At 60.9% G+C, this 19,582-nt stretch carries 20 protein-coding genes; 15 read left to right on the forward strand and 5 right to left on the reverse strand.

Annotation, left to right across the window (positions count from 1 at the left end; genetic code table 11):
• The first annotated feature begins 59 nt into the window (after window positions 1-59).
• Both HU766_RS11275 and HU766_RS11280 read left to right on the forward strand, forming a co-directional pair.
• The gene (locus HU766_RS11275) at window positions 60-314 is read left to right on the forward strand and encodes a succinate dehydrogenase assembly factor 2 (RefSeq protein ID WP_027594141.1); all 255 of its coding nucleotides are present in this window, start codon (window positions 60-62) and stop codon (window positions 312-314) included.
• Complete coding sequence (locus HU766_RS11280) at window positions 298-756, forward strand: protein YgfX (RefSeq protein ID WP_186656614.1); 459 nt, start codon at window positions 298-300, stop codon at window positions 754-756. The genes HU766_RS11275 and HU766_RS11280 overlap by 17 nt, the downstream gene beginning before the upstream one ends.
• A gap of 56 nt (window positions 757-812) precedes the next feature.
• On the opposite strand, the gene nadB is transcribed toward HU766_RS11280, so the two are convergent.
• Window positions 813-2,417, reverse strand: coding sequence for an L-aspartate oxidase (gene nadB / locus HU766_RS11285; protein ID WP_033702716.1), 1,605 nt, complete (start codon window positions 2,415-2,417; stop codon window positions 813-815).
• 435 nt (window positions 2,418-2,852) lie between these two features.
• Here nadB and rpoE point away from each other — a divergent pair, with 435 nt between their 5' ends.
• The 10 genes from rpoE (at window position 2,853) to pdxJ (ending at window position 12,845) form a co-directional block, all read left to right on the forward strand.
• The gene (gene rpoE, locus HU766_RS11290) at window positions 2,853-3,434 is read left to right on the forward strand and encodes an RNA polymerase sigma factor RpoE (protein ID WP_003252049.1); all 582 of its coding nucleotides are present in this window, start codon (window positions 2,853-2,855) and stop codon (window positions 3,432-3,434) included.
• 31 nt (window positions 3,435-3,465) lie between these two features.
• Window positions 3,466-4,062: an RseA family anti-sigma factor gene (locus HU766_RS11295; protein ID WP_033702715.1), complete on the forward strand. Its 597-nt coding sequence runs from the start codon at window positions 3,466-3,468 to the stop codon at window positions 4,060-4,062.
• 8 nt (window positions 4,063-4,070) lie between these two features.
• Complete coding sequence (locus HU766_RS11300; RefSeq protein WP_033702714.1) at window positions 4,071-5,036, forward strand: MucB/RseB C-terminal domain-containing protein; 966 nt, start codon at window positions 4,071-4,073, stop codon at window positions 5,034-5,036.
• A 175-nt stretch (window positions 5,037-5,211) separates the two neighbouring features.
• Window positions 5,212-6,645 (forward strand): DegQ family serine endoprotease, encoded by a 1,434-nt coding sequence (locus HU766_RS11305; protein ID WP_186656617.1) that lies wholly within the window; start codon window positions 5,212-5,214, stop codon window positions 6,643-6,645.
• Between the two features lie 273 nt (window positions 6,646-6,918).
• Window positions 6,919-8,718, forward strand: coding sequence for a translation elongation factor 4 (lepA, locus tag HU766_RS11310; protein ID WP_033702712.1), 1,800 nt, complete (start codon window positions 6,919-6,921; stop codon window positions 8,716-8,718).
• 5 nt (window positions 8,719-8,723) lie between these two features.
• A complete protein-coding gene (gene lepB / locus HU766_RS11315; protein ID WP_033702711.1) occupies window positions 8,724-9,578 on the forward strand; it encodes a signal peptidase I in 855 nt (284 codons plus the stop codon).
• A gap of 161 nt (window positions 9,579-9,739) precedes the next feature.
• Entirely contained in the window at window positions 9,740-10,429 is a 690-nt protein-coding gene (rnc, locus tag HU766_RS11320) for a ribonuclease III (protein ID WP_033702710.1), read from the forward strand.
• Complete coding sequence (gene era, locus HU766_RS11325) at window positions 10,422-11,324, forward strand: GTPase Era (RefSeq protein ID WP_027594149.1); 903 nt, start codon at window positions 10,422-10,424, stop codon at window positions 11,322-11,324. The genes rnc and era overlap by 8 nt, the downstream gene beginning before the upstream one ends.
• Window positions 11,325-11,377: 53 nt before the next feature.
• Complete coding sequence (gene recO / locus HU766_RS11330) at window positions 11,378-12,061, forward strand: DNA repair protein RecO (protein ID WP_186656619.1); 684 nt, start codon at window positions 11,378-11,380, stop codon at window positions 12,059-12,061.
• Window positions 12,062-12,104: 43 nt separating this feature from the next.
• Window positions 12,105-12,845, forward strand: coding sequence for a pyridoxine 5'-phosphate synthase (gene pdxJ, locus HU766_RS11335; RefSeq protein WP_033702708.1), 741 nt, complete (start codon window positions 12,105-12,107; stop codon window positions 12,843-12,845).
• 85 nt (window positions 12,846-12,930) lie between these two features.
• Here pdxJ and HU766_RS11340 read toward each other — a convergent pair whose 3' ends face one another.
• Window positions 12,931-14,310: a heavy metal sensor histidine kinase gene (locus tag HU766_RS11340; protein ID WP_186656620.1), complete on the reverse strand. Its 1,380-nt coding sequence runs from the start codon at window positions 14,308-14,310 to the stop codon at window positions 12,931-12,933.
• Window positions 14,307-14,981 carry a heavy metal response regulator transcription factor gene (locus HU766_RS11345; protein WP_033702706.1) on the reverse strand — a complete coding sequence of 225 codons (675 nt, stop codon included), beginning with the start codon at window positions 14,979-14,981 and terminating at the stop codon, window positions 14,307-14,309. Before HU766_RS11345 ends, HU766_RS11340 begins: the two co-directional genes overlap by 4 nt.
• A gap of 249 nt (window positions 14,982-15,230) precedes the next feature.
• On the opposite strand from HU766_RS11345, the gene HU766_RS11350 reads away from it, so the two are divergent.
• Window positions 15,231-15,434, forward strand: coding sequence for a hypothetical protein (locus HU766_RS11350; RefSeq protein ID WP_186656633.1), 204 nt, complete (start codon window positions 15,231-15,233; stop codon window positions 15,432-15,434).
• Between the two features lie 67 nt (window positions 15,435-15,501).
• On the opposite strand, the gene cmoB is transcribed toward HU766_RS11350, so the two are convergent.
• Together cmoB and cmoA are read right to left on the reverse strand one after the other, a co-directional pair.
• A complete protein-coding gene (gene cmoB / locus HU766_RS11355) occupies window positions 15,502-16,458 on the reverse strand; it encodes a tRNA 5-methoxyuridine(34)/uridine 5-oxyacetic acid(34) synthase CmoB (protein WP_186656641.1) in 957 nt (318 codons plus the stop codon).
• On the reverse strand, window positions 16,455-17,198 hold the full coding sequence (gene cmoA, locus HU766_RS11360; protein WP_047583628.1) for a carboxy-S-adenosyl-L-methionine synthase CmoA: 744 nt from the start codon (window positions 17,196-17,198) through the stop codon (window positions 16,455-16,457). Before cmoA ends, cmoB begins: the two co-directional genes overlap by 4 nt.
• A 252-nt stretch (window positions 17,199-17,450) precedes the next feature.
• On the opposite strand from cmoA, the gene HU766_RS11365 reads away from it, so the two are divergent.
• The gene (locus HU766_RS11365; protein ID WP_186656654.1) at window positions 17,451-18,638 is read left to right on the forward strand and encodes an alpha-xenorhabdolysin family binary toxin subunit A; all 1,188 of its coding nucleotides are present in this window, start codon (window positions 17,451-17,453) and stop codon (window positions 18,636-18,638) included.
• 14 nt (window positions 18,639-18,652) lie between these two features.
• Window positions 18,653-19,576, forward strand: a complete 924-nt coding sequence (locus tag HU766_RS11370; protein ID WP_186656668.1) for an alpha-xenorhabdolysin family binary toxin subunit B — start codon at window positions 18,653-18,655, stop codon at window positions 19,574-19,576.
• The last annotated feature ends 6 nt before the right edge of the window (window positions 19,577-19,582 follow it).

Raw genomic sequence — 19,582 nt, forward strand, 5'->3', positions numbered from 1 at the left:
CGCCCTGTGCCGCTTCGCTCGCCTGGCTGTATACTGGCGGGCCATTCGAGGAGGGCCCCATGGTCGAACAAACTGAACTCAACCGGCTTTTCTGGCACAGCCGTCGCGGCATGCTGGAACTGGACGTACTGCTGGTGCCTTTCACCCAGGAAGTCTACGCCACCCTCAACGAAGCCGACCGTGAGCTCTATGTGCGCCTGTTGAGCTGCGAGGATCAGGACATGTTCGGCTGGTTCATGGAGCGCACCGAGTCTGAAGACCCGGAGTTGCAGCGCATGGTCCGCATCATCCTGGACCGTGTCCAGCCCAAGTGAGTTTTTCCAGAGCCGTTGGCAGGGCTCGCGCCTGCTGCTGACGGCCTACCTGAGTTGCCAGGCGCTGGCGCTGCTTACCGTGTGGGTGAGTGCGTTGCCCTGGTGGCTGTCCCTTGCTGTTGCTGCCGCCTGCATTGCCCACGCCAGTTGGGCCATCCCCCGACGTATTCTGTTGACGCATGATCATGCCGTTGTGGGCGTGCGCCGTGATGCGCGTGGTTGGCAGGTACTGAGCCGTGCCCGAGGCTGGCAGCCGGTGCGCTTGTGCCGCGATAGCGTGGTGGTGCCGGGGCTGGTGGTGCTGCGCTTTGTGCGGGCGGGGGGCTGGCTGGGGGAAAGCCAATGCATACCGCCGGATGCGCTGGGGGCTGATGAGCACCGGCGGTTGCGGGTACGGCTGAAATTCAGCCGGCGCAGGTGGGGGCAGGCAAGCCAGGTATAGATCGAAACGGCGCAGGCCTTTTCGCAGGGTTACCCGCGAAAAGGCCGGCATGGTTTTCAGAACGGGCTGAGGATGGTGTCCTTCGCCTCGTCCAGCATCCCTGGATAATCCAGCGTGTAATGCAAACCACGGCTTTCCTTGCGCTGCATCGCCGAACGAATCATCAGCTCCGCCACCTGGGCCAGGTTGCGCAACTCGATCAGGTCGCGGCTGACCTTGTAGTTGCTGTAGAACTCGTCGATTTCATCAAGCAGCAGGCGGACGCGGTGTTCGGCACGCTGCAGGCGTTTGCTGGTGCGCACGATGCCCACATAGTCCCACATGAAGCGGCGCAGCTCGTCCCAGTTGTGCGCGATGATCACGTCCTCGTCCGAGTCGGTGACCTGGCTTGCATCCCAGCCGGGCAGGGCTTTGGGCATTTCGATCTGGTCCAGGTGCGCCTGGATGTCTGCGGCAGCCGCGCGGCCATAGACGAAGCACTCGAGCAGCGAATTGCTGGCCATCCGGTTGGCGCCATGCAAACCGGTGAAGCTGGTCTCGCCGATGGCATACAGCCCCGGCACGTCGGTATGGCCGCGGTCGTCGACCACCACCCCGCCGCACGTATAGTGAGCCGCCGGTACCACAGGGATCGGCTGGCGGGTGATGTCGATGCCGAACGTCAGGCAGCGCTCGTACACGGTGGGGAAGTGGCCCTTGATGAACTCGGCCGGCTTGTGGGTGATGTCCAGGTACACGCAGTCCACGCCCAGGCGCTTCATCTCGTGGTCGATGGCGCGGGCCACGATGTCGCGGGGGGCCAGTTCTTCGCGTGGGTCGAAACGCGGCATGAACCGCTCGCCGTTGGGCAGGCGCAGCAGGGCGCCTTCGCCGCGCAGGGCTTCGGTGACCAAAAAACTCTTGGCCTGGGGGTGGTACAGGCAGGTCGGGTGGAACTGGTTGAATTCAAGGTTGGCCACCCGGCAGCCGGCCCGCCAGGCCATGGCGATACCGTCGCCGCAGGCGCCGTCCGGGTTGCTGGTATACAGGTAGACCTTGGCCGCACCACCGGTGGCCAGCACGGTGAAGCGCGCACCAAAGGTATCCACTTCGCCGCTGTTGCGGTTAAGCACATACGCACCCAGGCAGCGCTCGCCGGGCAGGCCCAGGCGGCGCTCAGTAATCAGGTCGACCGCCACGCGCTGCTCCAGCAACTCGATATTCGGGCGTTTTCGGGCCTGGGCCAGTAGGGTGGTGAAGATCGCGGCGCCGGTGGCATCGGCGGCGTGGATGATGCGCCGATGACTGTGGCCGCCTTCGCGGGTCAGGTGGAACTCGAAGCCCCCATCGTCGACGCCGTGCTGCTCGTCCCGGGTAAAGGGCACGCCTTGCTCGATCAGCCATTGGATGGCTTCGCGGCTGTGCTCGACGGTGAAGCGCACGGCGTCTTCATGGCACAGGCCGCCGCCGGCATTGAGGGTATCCTCGACATGCGACTGGACGGTGTCGGTGTCGTCCAGCACTGCGGCGACGCCACCTTGGGCCCAGAACGTCGAGCCATTTGACAGGTCGCCCTTGCTGAGCACGGCGACGCGCAGGTGGCTGGGAAGGTTCAGTGCCAGGCTGAGACCGGCGGCACCGCTGCCGATCACCAGGACATCATGTTGGAATTGTTGGCTCATGTCGGGACACTAGTAATCTACGGAAGGGGCGCGGCACAATAGTCACGCGCCGATGGCATTGTGAAACTATCGTTAAACCAGGCCGGGTTGCCTTTATAGCAGCCCCGGGTGGCCAATTTCCATGCCACTTGCCAGCTTGCGGTAACCTTTGTGGGAACTTTCCGACATTGCCGGAAATCCTATGAAGGCTGCCCGCACGCCACATATTGCCGCGGCGACGCAGGGCGGCAGCTCTATCCGGGCTGACACCTGCGTATTCGAAACCTGATTATCGACGTTGCCGGCCGTGTCCGCGCCGCGTCTTCCGTGCGAGCCGACCAAGGGCTGCAGGAAACTTGCTTGGAGGGGAGAACTTTTGCGCAAAGCCCGAGTCTATGTTTGCAAGCCTGAACGATGGCTGTTGCAACGCTCCTTCGAGTTCACTGAGGAGTGTTCATGCTAACCCAGGAAGAGGATCAGCAGCTTGTCGAGCGCGTACAGCGTGGAGACAGGCGAGCGTTCGATCTGTTGGTGCTGAAGTATCAGCACAAGATTCTCGGGTTGATCGTGCGGTTCGTTCACGATACCCACGAGGCCCAGGATGTAGCGCAGGAAGCCTTTATCAAGGCCTACCGTGCGCTTGGCAATTTCCGCGGAGACAGTGCGTTTTATACCTGGCTGTACCGCATCGCCATCAACACGGCGAAGAACTACCTGGTGTCCCGTGGAAGACGGCCACCAGACAGCGATGTCAGCTCCGAGGATGCGGAGTTTTACGACGGCGATCATGGTCTCAAGGATCTCGAGTCCCCAGAGCGCTCGTTGTTGCGGGATGAAATCGAAGGCACTGTCCATCGCACCATCCAGCAGCTGCCCGAAGACCTGCGCACGGCGTTGACCCTGCGTGAGTTCGACGGACTGAGTTACGAAGACATTGCCAGTGTCATGCAATGTCCGGTGGGTACCGTGCGCTCTCGAATCTTCCGCGCTCGGGAGGCCATAGATAAAGCCCTGCAGCCGTTGTTGCAGGAAACCTGAGACAGCGGCTACAGCCAAGAGAGGAACCGCCATGAGTCGTGAAGCGTTGCAGGAATCGCTGTCCGCGGTAATGGATAACGAAGCGGACGAACTGGAATTACGTCGGGTACTGAGTGCCGTCGACGATGCCGAAACCCGTGCCACCTGGTCGCGTTACCAAGTAGCCCGCGCAGCGATGCACAAGGAACTGCTGCTGCCAAACCTCGATATCGCCTCGGCGGTGTCTGCAGCATTGGCCGACGAAGCGGTACCGGCCAAGGTCAAGAAAGGCCCATTGCGCAGCATCGGCCGGCTGGCAGTTGCTGCCTCGGTGACGATCGCAGTGCTGGCGGGTGTACGCATGTACAACCAGGATGAGATCACCGGTGCCGAGCTGGCTTCCCAGCAACCTGCACAGCAGGGGCTGAGCGTGCCACAAACTCAAGGCCCGGCTGTATTGGCAGGCTATAGTGAAAGCAGTGAGCAACCGACCGGGCCGATGGCCAACGGTGTGCTGCAGAACCAGGCCGGCTGGGATCAGCGTCTGCCAGGCTACCTGCGCCAGCATGCCCAGGAATCTGCGCTCAAGGGCAATGAAACGGCTCTGCCTTATGCCCGCGCCGCCAGCCTGGATAACCCCGTTAAGTAAGGAGGATCATGCGCGCGCTACCTCTCTTGTCGCTGCTGATAGGCAGTTGCATGACGGTGCCAGCGTTGGCGGCCAACTCTTCGCCCGAGGCGAGTGAGTGGCTGAACAAGCTGGCACAGGCCGAGCAAAAGCAGAGCTACCAAGGCTCTTTCATCTACGAACGCAACGGCAGCTTTTCTTCCCACGATATCTGGCACAAGGTTCAGGACGGCAAGGTCAGTGAGCGGCTTCTGCAGCTCGACGGCGCCGCCCAGGAAATCGTGCGCGTGGACGGCAAGGTGGCGTGCGTCAGTGGTGCCTTGGTCAGCGGCGTGAAGACGCCGCCCGATGCCGCGCCGCGTGTGCTCGATCCACTCAAGTTGATGGGCTGGTACGACCTCAGCTTGGCGGGCAAGTCTCGTGTCGCCGGGCGCGATGCGGTGATCGTTACGCTCACCCCGCGCGACCAGCACCGTTACGCTTTCGAATTGCATCTGGACCGCCGTACCGGTTTGCCGCTGCGCTCGTTGATGCTCAACGACAAAGGGCAGTTGCTCGAGCGCTTCCAGATGACCCGCCTGGATACCGATGACCTGCCTACCGATGAAGACTTGCGCGCCAGTGCCGCCTGCAAGCCGGTGGAGCATCGCGCCACTACGACGCAAGAAGCGGTCTCTGGCTGGCGTTCGGACTGGCTGCCGCCGGGTTTCGAGTTGGTCAACAGCTCGGTACGCCGCGACGCGGCTCGCAACAGCTCGGTCACCAGCTTGATGTATGACGATGGCCTGGCTCGCGTATCGGTATTCGTCGAACCGGTCAACGACAACTCAGGCATCGACACGCGCGTTCAGTTGGGCCCGACCGTAGCGGTATCGCGCCGCCTCAATACCCCCAAAGGCAAGGTCCTGGTCACCGTGGTCGGTGAAATACCCTTGGGTACCGCAGAGCGCATTGCGCTGTCGATGCGGGCTCAGGATGCCCAGGCGCGGCAATGATGGCGTGCTTTTTCAGGCGGTTTACGGCGTGAGAGACCTGCCTCTGAAATGAAATTTAAGCATTGTCATTTGCATTCTTTCGGTAAATTTTCTATAGGTCAGGCTTCTTGGAGCCTGGCCTTTCCTGCTTGTGCAGGGGCCTTACGCTAACCACGCTCGTTGTGACGGGAGCCGTATGTCAATTCCACGCTTGAAACCCTACCTATCGATGTTCGCCGCCGTGCTGATGCTCGGCCAGGTGCTCACCGCCCAGGCCGAAGAAGCCCTGCCGGACTTCACCACGCTGGTCGAGCAGGCCTCGCCGGCCGTGGTCAATATCAGTACCAAGCAGAAGCTGCCGGACCGCCGCATCGCCGCAGGGCAGATGCCGGACCTCGAAGGCTTGCCGCCGATGTTCCGTGAGTTCTTCGAGCGCAACATGCCGCAGCAGCCCCGCTCGCCGCGTGGTGATCGCCAGCGCGAAGCGCAGTCGCTGGGCTCGGGCTTCATCATTTCCAGCGATGGCTACGTACTGACCAACAACCATGTGGTGGCCGATGCCGACGAGATCATCGTCCGCCTGTCGGACCGCAGCGAACTGCAGGCCAAGCTGGTCGGCACCGACCCGCGCACCGACGTGGCGCTGCTCAAGGTCGAAGGCAAGAACCTGCCGACCGTCAAGCTGGGTGACTCCGAGAAGCTCAAGGTAGGCGAGTGGGTACTGGCCATCGGTTCGCCGTTTGGCTTCGACCACTCGGTGACCAAAGGCATCGTCAGCGCCAAGGGGCGCACGTTGCCAAACGATACCTATGTGCCGTTCATCCAGACTGACGTGGCCATCAACCCGGGTAACTCCGGTGGCCCGCTGTTCAACATGAATGGCGAGGTCGTGGGTATCAACTCGCAGATCTTCACCCGCTCTGGCGGTTTCATGGGCCTGTCGTTTGCTATCCCGATCGATGTGGCCATCGACGTGTCCAACCAGCTGAAAAAAGACGGCAAGGTCAGCCGTGGCTGGCTGGGCGTGGTCATTCAGGAGGTCAACAAGGACCTGGCTGAATCCTTTGGCCTCGACAAGCCGGCCGGTGCCCTGGTAGCCCAGGTGCTGGAAGACGGCCCGGCAGCCAAGGGTGGCCTGCAGGTGGGTGATGTGATTCTGAGCATGAACGGCCAGCCGATCATCATGTCGGCCGACCTGCCGCACCTGGTCGGCAGCCTCAAGGATGGTGACAAGGCCAAGCTCGAGATTATCCGTAACGGCAAGCGTCAGAACCTGGACGTCAGCGTCGGCGCACTGCCGGACGATGACGCCGACATCGGTACAGGCGCTGAAGGCAGTGCCGAGCGCAGCAGCAACCGTCTGGGTGTTTCCGTTGCCGATCTGAGCGCCGAGCAGAAGAAAGCTCTGGAACTCAAGGGCGGCGTGGTGATCAAGGAAGTTCAGGATGGCCCGGCAGCGTTGATCGGCCTGCGCCCGGGTGATGTCATCAGCCACCTGAACAACCAGGCAATCGGCTCGGCCAAGGAGTTCACCGAGATTGCCAAGGACCTGCCGAAGAACCGTTCGGTGTCCATGCGCGTGCTGCGTCAGGGGCGTGCAAGCTTCATTACCTTCAAGCTGGCTGAATAAGCTGGTCATCGGGTAGGAAAAGGGCAGCCATGGCTGCCCTTTTTCATGAAAATAGACATCGGTCATGTGCTGTACCTACCGCCGGCAAGCCGGCCTTCACCGGTACTACGCCGGTTTCAGGCGGGTTGCTGTCGCTATGGGTGCCGGCTTGCCGGCGACAGGGTCCATACAGACAGCCGATCAGGAATCTCCCATATCCCTGCTGCTTGAGGTACAATTCCCGGCTATTTTTCGGCGGGCGTCCCGGCTCGCAGCCTTTTCGAGTGTTGACCCGTGAGTGATTTGAGTCATATCCGCAATTTCTCCATCATCGCCCACATCGACCATGGCAAGTCGACGCTGGCCGACCGTTTCATTCAGATGTGCGGTGGCCTGTCTGCGCGCGAAATGGAAGCTCAAGTCCTTGACTCCATGGACCTGGAGCGCGAACGCGGGATCACCATCAAGGCCCACAGCGTCACGCTTCACTACAAGGCGCAAGACGGCAAGACCTACCAGCTGAACTTCATCGACACCCCCGGCCACGTCGACTTCACCTATGAAGTCTCGCGCTCGCTGGCCGCCTGTGAAGGCGCGCTGCTGGTGGTGGACGCCGGCCAGGGCGTCGAAGCCCAGTCCGTGGCCAACTGCTACACCGCCATCGAGCAAGGCCTCGAGGTCATGCCGGTGTTGAACAAGATGGACCTGCCCCAGGCTGACCCGGACCGCGTCAAGGACGAGATCGAGAAGATCATCGGCATCGACGCCACCGACGCCGTGGCCTGCAGTGCCAAGAGCGGCATGGGCGTCGACGAGGTACTCGAGCGCCTGGTGCACACCATCCCCGCGCCTGTGGGTGAGATCGACGCGCCGCTGCAGGCGCTGATCATCGACTCCTGGTTCGACAACTACCTGGGCGTGGTCTCGCTGGTGCGCGTGCGCCAGGGCCGGGTCAAGAAGGGCGACAAGATCCTGGTCAAGTCCACCGGCAAGGTGCACCTGGTCGACAGCGTCGGCGTCTTTACCCCGAAACACACCCAGACCGCCGACCTCAAGGCCGGTGAAGTGGGCTTCATCATCGCCAGCATCAAAGACATTCACGGTGCACCGGTCGGTGACACCCTGACCCTGTCCTCGACCCCGGAAGTCGAAGTGCTCGCAGGCTTCAAGAAGATCCAGCCACAGGTCTATGCCGGCCTGTTCCCGGTCAGCTCCGAGGATTTCGAAGATTTCCGTGACGCCCTGCAAAAGCTGACCCTCAACGATTCGTCGTTGCAGTACATGCCGGAAAGCTCCGACGCCCTGGGCTTCGGTTTCCGCTGCGGCTTCCTGGGCATGCTGCACATGGAGATCATCCAGGAGCGCCTGGAGCGCGAGTACGACCTGGACCTGATCACCACCGCTCCTAGCGTGATCTACGAGCTCGAACTCAAGACCGGCGAAACCATCATCGTCGACAACCCGTCGAAGCTGCCGGACGTCTCGGCTGTCACCGACTTCCGCGAGCCGATCGTTACCGCGACCATCCTGGTGCCGCAAGAGCACCTGGGCAACGTCATCACCCTGTGCATCGAGAAGCGTGGCGTACAGCGCGACATGCAGTTCCTTGGCAGCCAGGTGCAGGTGCGTTACGACATGCCGATGAACGAGGTGGTGCTGGACTTCTTCGACCGCCTCAAGTCGACCAGTCGCGGATACGCTTCGCTGGACTATCATTTCGATCGCTACCAGTCGGCCAACCTGGTCAAGCTGGATGTACTGATCAACGGCGACAAGGTCGATGCCCTGGCCCTGATCGTGCACCGCGACAACGCGGCGTACAAAGGCCGTGCGTTGACCGAGAAGATGAAGGAACTGATCCCTCGGCAGATGTTCGATGTGGCGATCCAGGCAGCCATTGGCGGCCAGATCATCGCGCGGACAACCGTCAAGGCGCTCAGAAAGAACGTACTGGCCAAGTGCTACGGTGGTGACGTCAGCCGTAAGAAGAAACTGCTGGAGAAGCAGAAGGCCGGTAAGAAACGCATGAAGCAGGTCGGTAACGTGGAAATTCCACAAGAAGCCTTCCTCGCCGTGCTCAGGTTGGATAGCTAGGTCCTATGTCGCTAAATTTCCCGCTGTTGCTAGTCATCGCCGTAGCCGTCTGCGGCCTGTTGGGCTTGATCGACCTGCTGTTCCTGGCCCCGCGCCGGCGAACGGCAATCGCCAACTATCAGGGTAGCGTCAGCCAGCCCGAGATGGCGGTGGTCGAGCGCCTGAACAAGGAGCCGCTGCTGGTCGAGTACGGCAAGTCGTTCTTCCCGGTGCTGTTCATCGTGCTGGTGCTGCGCTCGTTTCTGGTCGAGCCGTTCCAGATCCCTTCGGGGTCGATGAAACCGACCCTGGAAGTGGGCGACTTCATCCTGGTGAACAAGTTCTCCTATGGCATTCGCCTGCCGGTGATCGACAAGAAGGTCATCGAGGTGGGTGACCCGCAACGCGGTGATGTGATGGTGTTCCGCTACCCGAGCGACCCGAACGTCAACTACATCAAGCGTGTGGTCGGCCTGCCGGGCGACCAGATCCGCTACACCAATGACAAGCGGTTGTACGTCAATGGTCAGCCGATTGCCGAGCAACTGGTGGGCACCGAGCCGGGCACCTTGGGCAGCGCCGAGCTGTACAAGGAGAAGCTGGGCGAGGCCGAGCACCTGATCCGCAAGGAGATGAGCCGTTATCGCATGCCGCCGGACCAGCAATGGACCGTACCGGCCGGCCACTACTTCATGATGGGCGACAACCGCGACAACTCCAACGATAGCCGCTACTGGGATGATCCGAACATTCCCAAGGAACTGCACGGCATGGTTCCGGACCGGAACATTGTCGGCAAGGCCTTCGCGGTCTGGATGAGCTGGCCAGAGCCCAAGCTCAGCCACCTGCCTAACCTGTCGCGGGTCGGCCTGATCCATTGATACCCTTCGGCGCTGTCCAGCAGACAGCGCCGAATGCATTTCTGACATAGGCTGTGTTCTCAGGGATCGAGAGATTCGTCGTGTGCAGCGGCGGACCACAGCCAAACAGTCTTTCAGGATGTTGATTTGAACAACGCGTTGAACAACCAACGGGTGGCCGCATGACTGCTTCCCTTGCCACTCTGGAGCGAAAGCTCGGATACACTTTCAAGGATCAGGACCAGATGCTTCTGGCCCTGACCCATCGCAGCTACGCCGGGCGCAATAACGAGCGCCTGGAGTTTCTTGGCGACGCCATTCTCAACTTCGTGGCGGGCGAGGCGCTGTTCGAGCGCTTTCCGCAGGCCCGCGAAGGCCAGCTGTCGCGCTTGCGTGCCCGCCTGGTCAAGGGTGAAACCCTGGCCCGTCTGGCCCGGGGTTTTGACTTGGGTGAATACCTGCGCCTGGGTTCTGGTGAGCTTAAAAGCGGCGGTTTCCGCCGTGAATCGATCCTGGCCGATGCCCTGGAGGCGCTGATTGGCGCCATCTACCTGGACGCGGACATGCAGACCGCTCGCGAGCGTGTGCTGGCCTGGCTGGCCGATGAGTTCGAAAGCCTGACCCTGGTCGACACCAACAAGGACCCCAAGACCCGCCTGCAAGAGTTTCTGCAGTCGCGCAGCTGTGAGCTGCCGCGTTACGAGGTGGTGGACATCCAAGGCGAACCGCACTGCCGCACCTTCTTCGTCGAATGCGAAGTGGTTCTGCTGAACAACAAGAGCCGTGGTCAGGGTGTAAGCCGGCGTATCGCCGAGCAAGTCGCCGCCGCGGCTGCACTGATCGCCTTGGGCGTGGAGAATGGCAATGACTGATAACAATCCGACCCGCTGCGGCTACGTGGCCATTGTCGGCCGCCCCAACGTGGGCAAGTCGACCTTGCTCAACCACATCCTCGGCCAGAAGCTGGCGATCACCTCGCGCAAGCCACAGACCACCCGCCACAACATGCTCGGCATCAAGACCGAAGGTGATGTGCAGGCGATCTACGTCGATACGCCGGGTATGCACAAGGCCAACGACAAGGCCCTGAACCGTTACATGAACCGTAACGCTTCGGCTGCCTTGAAAGACGTCGATGTGGTGATCTTCGTGGTCGACCGCACCCGCTGGACCGACGAGGACCAGCTGGTGCTCGAGCGCGTGCAGTACGTCAGTGGCCCGGTCATCCTGGCGGTCAACAAGACCGACCGTCTGGAAGAAAAAGCCGATCTGATCCCGCACCTGCAATGGCTCCAGGAGCAACTGCCGAACGCGGAAGTGGTGCCGATCTCCGCCCAGCAGGGGCATAACCTCGAGGCACTGGAAGGGCTGATCGCCAAGCACCTGCCAGAGAACGAGCATTTCTTCCCGGAAGACCAGATCACCGACCGCAGCAGCCGTTTCCTGGCGGCCGAGCTGGTGCGCGAGAAGATCATGCGTCAGTTGGGTGCGGAGCTGCCGTACCAGATCACCGTAGAGATCGAAGAGTTCAAGCAGCAGGGGCATGTGTTGCACATCCATGCGCTGATCCTGGTCGAACGTGATGGCCAGAAGAAGATCATCATCGGTGACAAGGGCGAGCGTATCAAGCGCATTGGTTCCGATGCGCGCAAGGACATGGAAGTGCTGTTCGACGCCAAGGTCATGCTCAACCTCTGGGTCAAGGTCAAGGGCGGCTGGTCCGACGATGAGCGCGCCCTGCGCTCGCTGGGCTACGGCGACCTGTAACCCCTCCAGCGGCCCGGATCTCTCCGGGCCGCTCTGCTTTCGGGCCACTCCCCATGGAACAACCAGTCGGCCAGCCGGCCTATGTGCTGCACAGTCGTGCCTACAAGGAAACCAGCGCACTGGTGGACTTCCTCACGCCGCAAGGTCGAGTGCGGGCCGTGCTGCGCCGGGCGCGGGGCAAAGGGGGCAGCCTGGTACGGCCGTTCGTGCCGCTGGAGGTGGAGCTGCGCGGGCGCGGTGAGCTGAAGAATGTCGGCCGCCTGGATGCCCTCGGTATCGCCGCCTGGCTGCATGGCGATGCACTGTTCAGCGGGCTGTACCTCAACGAGCTACTCATGCGTTTGCTCCCGGCCGAAGCCCCACACCCGGCGCTGTTCGAACACTACACCCTGACCTTGCAGGCCTTGGCCGCCGGGCGCCCTCTGGAGCCGCTGCTGCGTTCCTTCGAATGGCGCCTGCTGGACGAACTCGGCTATGCGTTTTCGTTGCAGCATGACGTCAACGGGACGCCGATCGATGCCGATGGCCGTTATCGTTTGCGCGTGGATGCCGGGCTTGAGCGGGTCGAGTTAGTGCAGCCAGGCCTGTTCCAGGGTGCCGAGCTGCTGGCCCTGGCTGAAGCAGACTGGGAAGCCCCAGGTGCCTTGCTTGCCGCCAAACGGCTGATGCGCCAGGCACTGGCTGTTCACCTGGGCCCTAAGCCCCTGGTCAGTCGGGAACTGTTTCGCAAGCGCTGATCCCGTCGTATGCTGTGTGGCTAAATCTTCAGGAGAGCCTTTCGTGACTCACAGCAACCGCATGCTTCTCGGCGTAAACATCGACCACGTGGCGACGCTGCGCCAGGCCCGGGGCACGCGTTACCCTGACCCGGTCAAGGCTGCCCTGGACGCCGAAGAGGCGGGTGCCGACGGCATCACCGTGCACCTGCGCGAAGACCGCCGGCATATTCAGGAACGCGACGTGGTGGTGCTCAAGGATGTGCTGCAGACGCGCATGAACTTCGAGATGGGCGTTACCGAAGAGATGATGGCGTTTGCCGAGAAGATTCGCCCGGCACACATCTGCCTGGTGCCCGAGACCCGTCAGGAGCTGACCACCGAAGGCGGCCTGGACGTGGCGGGGCAAGAGGCGCGGATCAAGGCTGCCGTCGAGCGCCTGGCGCGCACCGGTGCCGAAGTGTCGCTGTTCATCGACGCCGACGAGCGCCAGATCGAAGCTTCACGCCGCGTGGGCGCCCCGGCCATCGAACTGCACACCGGCCGTTACGCCGATGCCCAGACCCCCACCGAAGTGGCTGAAGAGCTCAAGCGCATCGCTGACGGTGTGGCCTTTGGCGTGGCCCAGGGGCTGATCGTCAATGCCGGCCACGGCCTGCATTATCACAACGTCGAGGCGGTTGCGGCGATCAAGGGCATCAATGAGCTGAACATCGGCCATGCGCTGGTGGCCCATGCGCTGTTCGTCGGCTTCAAGGCGGCGGTGGCGGAGATGAAGGCGTTGATCGTGGCGGCGTCGCGCTGATCATAGGGCCTTTGTACGCGCGGTCTTGCGTCCCTTTCGTGACGCAAGGCCGCTCCTGCACGCGGCGACATTGCCAGGGCCATCGCTAACCCGGAAATATCAGACTAAACCGGGTCGGCCCTGCCGGGCTGCTCATGACCTCAATCCGCCCCCCATGCAATTGCATGATCGATTTCACAATTGCCAGCCCCAGGCCAGTGCCACCCTCCTGCCGTGAGCGCCCAGCGCCCACGCGGTAAAAACGCTCGAACAACTGCGGCTGATGCTCTGCGGCAATGCCCACCCCCTGGTTCTCAACCCATACCCTGACATCGCCACCCTGGCGCTCGATACCTAGGTCTATGGGTTTGCCTGGCGGCGCATGCCGAAGGGCATTGCTCAACAGGTTCGACAAGGCACGCTGGAACATCAACCGATCACCCGATGCCGTGCCCCAACCGCGAATGCGCAGTTCGATATCCTTGAACTCGGCGCTTATGGCGAACAGCTCGACCACCTGTGCCGTCTCATCGGCCAGTGCCAGGGGCTTGAGCGCCACCTGGGCCTGCGGCTGGCTGACCTGGGCGAGAAACAGCATATCGTTGATGATGCGGTTGAGCCGGGTCAGCTCTTCGATACTGTCTTCCAGCACTTCCCGGTAATTGGCATTGTCGCGCTCACGGCTCAGGGTAACCTGAGCCTTGCCCATCAGGTTGCTCAAGGGCGTGCGCAGCTCATGGGCCAGGTCGTCGGAAAATTGCGACAGCTGGCTCACGCCCTGGTCGAGGCGGTCGAGCATCACGTTGATGCTTGTGGCCAGCGCTGCCAACTCCTGCGGCAGGCCGGTAGCGGGCAAGCGGTGTTGCAGGTCCTGGGCCGATACCTGCCCGGCAATGCGCCGGAAGTGCTGCAGGGGGGCCAACCCGCGCTGCACCAGCCACCATGCCGCAGCGCCGATCAATATCAGCAGTAAAGGCAAGACCAGCACGGTAGAACGCAGGTAAGCCTGAAGCAGTGCGTTGTCGTCGGCCCGGTCGAGCGACATCATCACCCGTACCGGGGTGTCGTCGCGCAAGCGCATCTGACGTGTCGCAGTCAGCATCTGCTTGCCACGGCTGTCGCGCCATGCGTGGAACGCCAACTGGGCACCGGTCTGCAATTCGCCCACGCGCGACTCCAGCGCCGGCCCCAGGCTGAGCAGATGCGGGTGGCGGCCTTCGAGGGCCAGCACGCTGAGGCTGAGGTTGTCGTGCCCCATCACCAGGTCAAGCAGAGGGTGGGCGCGGCTGCCCAGGTCTTCGCTGCGCAGGTCGACCCGCAGGTTGTGCTCGACCTGCAGCATCTTGCGCGCCAGGTCCTTGCGCGCGCGGCTGTCCAGTTCGTGGTCCAGGGCAACTACGGCCAGGCAGGCCAACAGCAGCACCAGCACCGCCCCCATCAGCGTGACGCCCAAGCCCAGGCGTAGCGACAGGCTGGCGTTGTTCAAAACCGTGCCTCGAGTACATAGCCGACGCCGCGCAGGGTGTGGATCAGCTTGTCATCGAAGGGGTCGTCGATCTTTGCCCGCAGGCGGCGGATCGAGACCTCGACCACATTGGTGTCACAGTCGAAGTTCATGTCCCACACCAACGAGATGATTTGCGTGCGTGACAGCACCTCGCCGGTCTGGCGCATCAGCAGGTGCAGCAAGGCGAACTCCTTGGCGGTCAGGTCGATGCGTTGCCCTGCGCGGTAAGCACGATGGCGGCCAGGGTCTAGCTCCAGGTCGGCCACGCGCAGGGTGCTGGGCTGCAGTTGCTGGTCGTTGCGGCGCAGCAGGCTACGGATTCGCGCCAGCAGCTCGGGAAACTCGAACGGCTTGAGCAAGTAGTCGTCGGCGCCCAGGTCCAGCCCTTTGACCCGGTCGGCCAGTCGGCCGTGGGCGGTCAGCATCATGATGCGCGTGGCGGATTCGGCGCGCAGTCGCTGCAGTACTGTCCAGCCATCGAGCTCGGGCAAATTGACGTCGAGGATGACCAGGTCATAGGCCTGCTGGCGGGCCAGGTGCAGGCCGTCGGTGCCGGTATGGGCGCAGTCGACCACGTAGCCGTTCTCGCGCAGGCCTTGCAGTAGGTAATCGGCGGTACGCAGCTCGTCCTCGATGATCAGTAGGCGCATAAGGGGGCTCGCAGAGGTGAAAAGGGGGCGATTCTCGACCCTGTAGTGACATCAGGGTCAAGCGGCAGGATGTTACGGCATGAGAGGGGAAGATTTGCCTGGATAACGGATTTGTAATCCGTGCGTCATGCCGCTGCCTGGTAGCGGGCACCTGGCCACATTGCAGGACTGTAATGCCCGCCTCACCTTGGCGTTAGCTACGCCTCGCTAGGATGGCCCCATCTGAACGGTTATCACGAGGCAAGCACGATGAACCTGATCAAATACCTGCTGCTGGCAACCCTGGCCTTTGGCAGCGTCAGCGCCTATGCCGAAGGTGGCGCCGAGCGGTCCCGGCAGTTCTGGGAAGCCTTCCGTCAGGACCAGCAGCGCCTGCACGGTGAAAAGCAACAGGCCGGGGTGGAACGGGAGCGCACAGCGCAGCAGAAGGCCCGCGAGGTGGCCAAGGACTGACTTTACCCACCTGCGGCGCCATCGCTCCTCGTCGCAGGGTTGTTCGGGCGCCCGTTGGGCGCCTTTTTTATTTGCGCGCTACCAATGTCGCCCGGCGCGGCGCTGGCAGGCCTTCGATGGTGCGGCTGTGGTCGTTCGGGTCGAGGAAGTCGCTCAACGACTGGTAGCGCATCCAATCGGTACTGCGCTGTTCGTCGATGCTGGTGACGCTGACGTCGACGCAGCGCACATCACTGAACCCGGCACGGCGCAACCAGCGCTCCAGGGCCGGCACCGAGGGCAGGTACCAGACGTTGCGCATCTGCGCGTAGCGGTCTTCTGGGACCAGAACCTGTTGCTCATCGCCTTCGACCACCAGTGTCTCCAGCACCAGTTCACCCCCTTTGACCAGGCAGTCCTTGAGCGCCAGCAAGTGCTCGATAGGGGAGCGGCGGTGGTAGAAAACGCCCATGGAAAACACGGTGTCGAAACCTTCCAGGTTGGCGGGTAGCTCTTCCAGGGCGAACGGCAAATGCCAGGCTGGCAGATCGGGCAAATACTGCTGCACCGCCTGGAACTGGCAGAAGAACAGCCAGTTGGGGTCGACCCCAACCACCATGTCGGCACCGACGCCGAGCATGCGCCACTGGTAATAACCATTGCCGCAACCGACATCGAGTACGCGCTTGCCCTTGAGGTCCAGGTGCGGGCTGACCCGCGACCATTTCCAGTCCGAACGCCATTCGGTGTCCACATGCACGCCGAACAGATCGAACGGCCCTTTGCGCCAGGGCGACAGGCCCATCAGCGCCTCACGCATCCGCGCGCGGGTGGCATCGTCGCAGTCGCAGTCCAGGCGCAGCCCGTTGACCAGGTCGATTTCGCTCGGTTGCACGGCGGGCAGGGCGTCGAGCGCGCCGCGCCAGCGGTCGAGGTCGCCGTGGCCTTTTTCCAGTTTGGCTTCCAGCTGTGCTTGCAGGCCTTGCGACCAGGAAGCCAGGGGCGTACCCGCCAGGCGGCGGACAAGGGGGGATAGATCGATCATGGCAGGGCTATCAGCGAGGCGAAATTAAGGCATTGGAACCACGGCACCACTTTCGAGAACCCGGCAGCGCGCAGGCGCGCCTTGTGGGTCTCCAGGGTGTCTGGCTTCATCACGTTTTCGATGGCGCTGCGCTTCTGGGCAATTTCCAGTTCGCTGTAGCCGTTGGCCCGCTTGAAGTCCAGGTGCAGTTCATTGAGCAGGGTCTGTTCGTCGTCGTCGGCGAAGTGCAATTTTTCCGAGAGGATCAACGCGCCACCCGGCAACAGCGCCTGCCGAATACGGCCAAGCAGTTCGAGGCGCTGATCGGGGGCGATGAACTGCAGGGTGAAGTTCATCGCCACCACCGAGGCCGGCTCGAAGGGCAGGGCGAGGATGTCGGCTTCCAGCACGTTCACTGGCAGCAACTCCTGGAACATCGAGTCCTGGGCCGTGAGGTACTGGCGGCAGCGTTCGACCATGGCCGCAGAGTTGTCGACGGCGATGACCCGGCAACCATCATTGCGCACATGACGGCGCAGTGACTGAGTGACGGCGCCCAGCGAAGCACCCAGGTCATACAGCGTGCTGTTCGGCTGAGCGAAGCGTGCGGCCAGCACGCCGAGGTTCTCGACGATGGTCGGGTAGCCCGGCACCGAACGCTTGATCATGTCTGGGAATACGCGCACCACGTCTTCGTTGAAGGCGAAATCGGGTACCTGCTCCAGGGGGTGGGCGAAGAGGCGGTCGGGGGATTGGCTCACGGCAGACTCAGGCGTGGGTAATGAGGGGGCAATATTCTAGCGAAAAGAGTCTGCGGCTGCCTATTTATCGGACCGAAGTGGCAGAGGGGAGGGGGGGAGCGTGTTCCCCCATTCATTGATCCGTCCGCGCATGGCGACTTTTCCGGCAAGTTATCGACAATACCCTGACTTCAGTAATCAGCTGCCAGCGCTACTTTGTTTGGGTGGTTAGATCTTGCTTGGAATACTTCATATCCGCCGTGGAGCTTTTGTATGGGAAACAGTAGCGTAGACAATGTGCCTTTTGTTAAAGGTAGTGGCGCGCAGCATGAACGGAAGCCATTTGAAGAGCTGACTGAAGAGCAGCGGGCAATACTGATACCCAGTCAGATATTTGAATTAAAGGCGAAAGAGCCTGCCTTTATTTTTAGTCGAGAGAATTTGATAGCGATCAAGCGTTATGGGGATAAGGTTCGCCAGCTGCCGACGCCTGACCAAGTTTCAGAAATCGAGGTGCTGTCCGATCTCGGTCTTGAGGCAGAGGACATCAACGCGTTTTTCAATAACCTGCGCGCGCACGTAGCCACCTGGGATGGCATTGAAGATTCATGCAAAAGAATGGGGGCTGATCTGCAGATATTTGCTGAGAACCTGATCCTGGATGGCGTCAACCTTTTAAAAATCATCAAGAGCCTCGACGCGTGGGATTCCTTGCCAGAAGATTCCGCTGTTCTTGCGACTCTCACGCTTACTGCGTTCGAATCTAAAACATTTAATGAAGGTGTGGATGCTCATCTGGCGGGCATTACTCAGGATATAGCCGACAAGCTAGAGAGTATTCGGCAGGTCAAAAAGCTCATTGATCGTTTTGGTGATACGATTACCAATAACTTGGTGCCTACGGCCAGAAGTTTGTTAGATAATTTTAAGCATCACGATGCTGCTGACAGGCTGAAATCGATCGAAGATCAACTCGTCCAACTCGATGGCGACATTAAGCGGAAACTTGACGAGTACAATGGCCTTGTCGGTGCCGCGTTCTACGGCTTGGTTTTTGGGCCGCTCGGGCTGTTAGTAACAGGCGGAATCTATGGCGCTCAAGCTGAAACCGTCAGGGCGCAGAAAAACGAGCTGATCAAACAGCATGAGAAACTGTCCGTTAATAAGGATGTATTGTTGGGGGGAGGAGTCAAAGAGTTCGAAGGTATCAAGGCTATTTTGAATGATATGCAATTCAGGTTGGTGGATGTGAGCACGGCGACCAAAAATCTCGAAGATGTTTGGGTGTTGTTGGAGGCCTACGCAACTAACTCGCTGAAAAAAGTGAAGCGTGTGTCGACCCAGTTAGAGCTTAAGCAGTTTGCCGCTGGTTTTGAGCGGGTTATCACACCGTGGCGTGACATTCTAGGTATTACCAAGAAACTCTCTGAGCTGTTCAATGAGACCCTGCTGGGTGATTAAGGAGCTTTGCTGTTATGAAAATAATAATGGATGACCTTCCTGATGTAAAAGTTATGCTGCAGGTTGAGACTCGGATGAAAGGTCTTTACTACAGTGAGTCCACTGCAATGCTGCCCGCCGTGCGTGAGCGCTTGCTGGATCTGATCACCTTGGTTGGAGCCGGCAATGATGCTCTGCGGGAAAAAGCGGTGGTAAGCTTGATCGCATTGAACCTCGCCCTTGATGACACGCTGCCCCAGCAGGATGAACAAGAATTGCTGCGTATCCGCCAAGACCTGCGTGCAGAAGTCAGCGATATTGTCGAGGCTATAGGGCGGGTAGGTGGCTATCGCTCACCGAGTGTTATAGAACTTAAGCAAGCGCATGAGGCTGTTGTCGTGAAGCAGCGAGAGGGCATTGCAGAGGTCGAAAAAATGCTCGCCGACAAGCTTTCAAAGCTGGAAGAAGTGGATGCTCTGTTCGAGACACTCGATCGGCCTTCTGTACGCAAGGCGTTGCGCAACACCGTTCCAGAGGAACGTGATATAGATCGCGTGCTGACAACGATTAAAGATCCCACGGTTAGCCCAGAACTGGTCAAGGCGGCCTTGAGCAACCTCAACAAGCACCTGGATCTGCTGGAGCAAGGCCGAAGGTTCGCCGATGTCGTTACGGCCAGAAAGAAACTTAGCGATGCTCAGGTCGAACAAAAAAGAACGTTGGATCATCTTCGACAGCAACTGAAAAAGGCAGAGTATGAAGCCGGTCAATTTGCCAGTGTGGAGGCGTTGCTTGAGAACCGTACACCCTGGTTGGAACAAGCGGGCAAGTTCACCGATGCATGGCAGGTTCATTGCGATGCATTGAGTGCTTCCACTACACCAGAAGCACTTGGGGCTGCGTTAGGGCAAGCACGTGATTACCTGCTAGCCTTGCGCCGCCGTTTCGAAACGGTCTGAAGTGCG

This window comes from Pseudomonas sp. SWRI77 (assembly GCF_014269105.1).
Taxonomy (GTDB): Bacteria; Pseudomonadota; Gammaproteobacteria; order Pseudomonadales; family Pseudomonadaceae; genus Aquipseudomonas; species Aquipseudomonas capeferrum.

Coding starts and splice junctions, on each gene's coding strand:
- HU766_RS11275 (WP_027594141.1), top strand. CDS start 60: ATGGTCGAACAAACTGAACTCAACCGGCTTTTCTGGCACAGCCGTCGC.
- nadB (WP_033702716.1), bottom strand. CDS start 2,417: ATGAGCCAACAATTCCAACATGATGTCCTGGTGATCGGCAGCGGTGCC.
- rpoE (WP_003252049.1), top strand. CDS start 2,853: ATGCTAACCCAGGAAGAGGATCAGCAGCTTGTCGAGCGCGTACAGCGT.
- HU766_RS11295 (WP_033702715.1), top strand. CDS start 3,466: ATGAGTCGTGAAGCGTTGCAGGAATCGCTGTCCGCGGTAATGGATAAC.
- HU766_RS11300 (WP_033702714.1), top strand. CDS start 4,071: ATGCGCGCGCTACCTCTCTTGTCGCTGCTGATAGGCAGTTGCATGACG.
- HU766_RS11305 (WP_186656617.1), top strand. CDS start 5,212: ATGTCAATTCCACGCTTGAAACCCTACCTATCGATGTTCGCCGCCGTG.
- lepB (WP_033702711.1), top strand. CDS start 8,724: ATGTCGCTAAATTTCCCGCTGTTGCTAGTCATCGCCGTAGCCGTCTGC.
- rnc (WP_033702710.1), top strand. CDS start 9,740: ATGACTGCTTCCCTTGCCACTCTGGAGCGAAAGCTCGGATACACTTTC.
- era (WP_027594149.1), top strand. CDS start 10,422: ATGACTGATAACAATCCGACCCGCTGCGGCTACGTGGCCATTGTCGGC.
- recO (WP_186656619.1), top strand. CDS start 11,378: ATGGAACAACCAGTCGGCCAGCCGGCCTATGTGCTGCACAGTCGTGCC.
- HU766_RS11345 (WP_033702706.1), bottom strand. CDS start 14,981: ATGCGCCTACTGATCATCGAGGACGAGCTGCGTACCGCCGATTACCTA.
- HU766_RS11350 (WP_186656633.1), top strand. CDS start 15,231: ATGAACCTGATCAAATACCTGCTGCTGGCAACCCTGGCCTTTGGCAGC.
- cmoB (WP_186656641.1), bottom strand. CDS start 16,458: ATGATCGATCTATCCCCCCTTGTCCGCCGCCTGGCGGGTACGCCCCTG.
- HU766_RS11365 (WP_186656654.1), top strand. CDS start 17,451: ATGGGAAACAGTAGCGTAGACAATGTGCCTTTTGTTAAAGGTAGTGGC.
- HU766_RS11370 (WP_186656668.1), top strand. CDS start 18,653: ATGAAAATAATAATGGATGACCTTCCTGATGTAAAAGTTATGCTGCAG.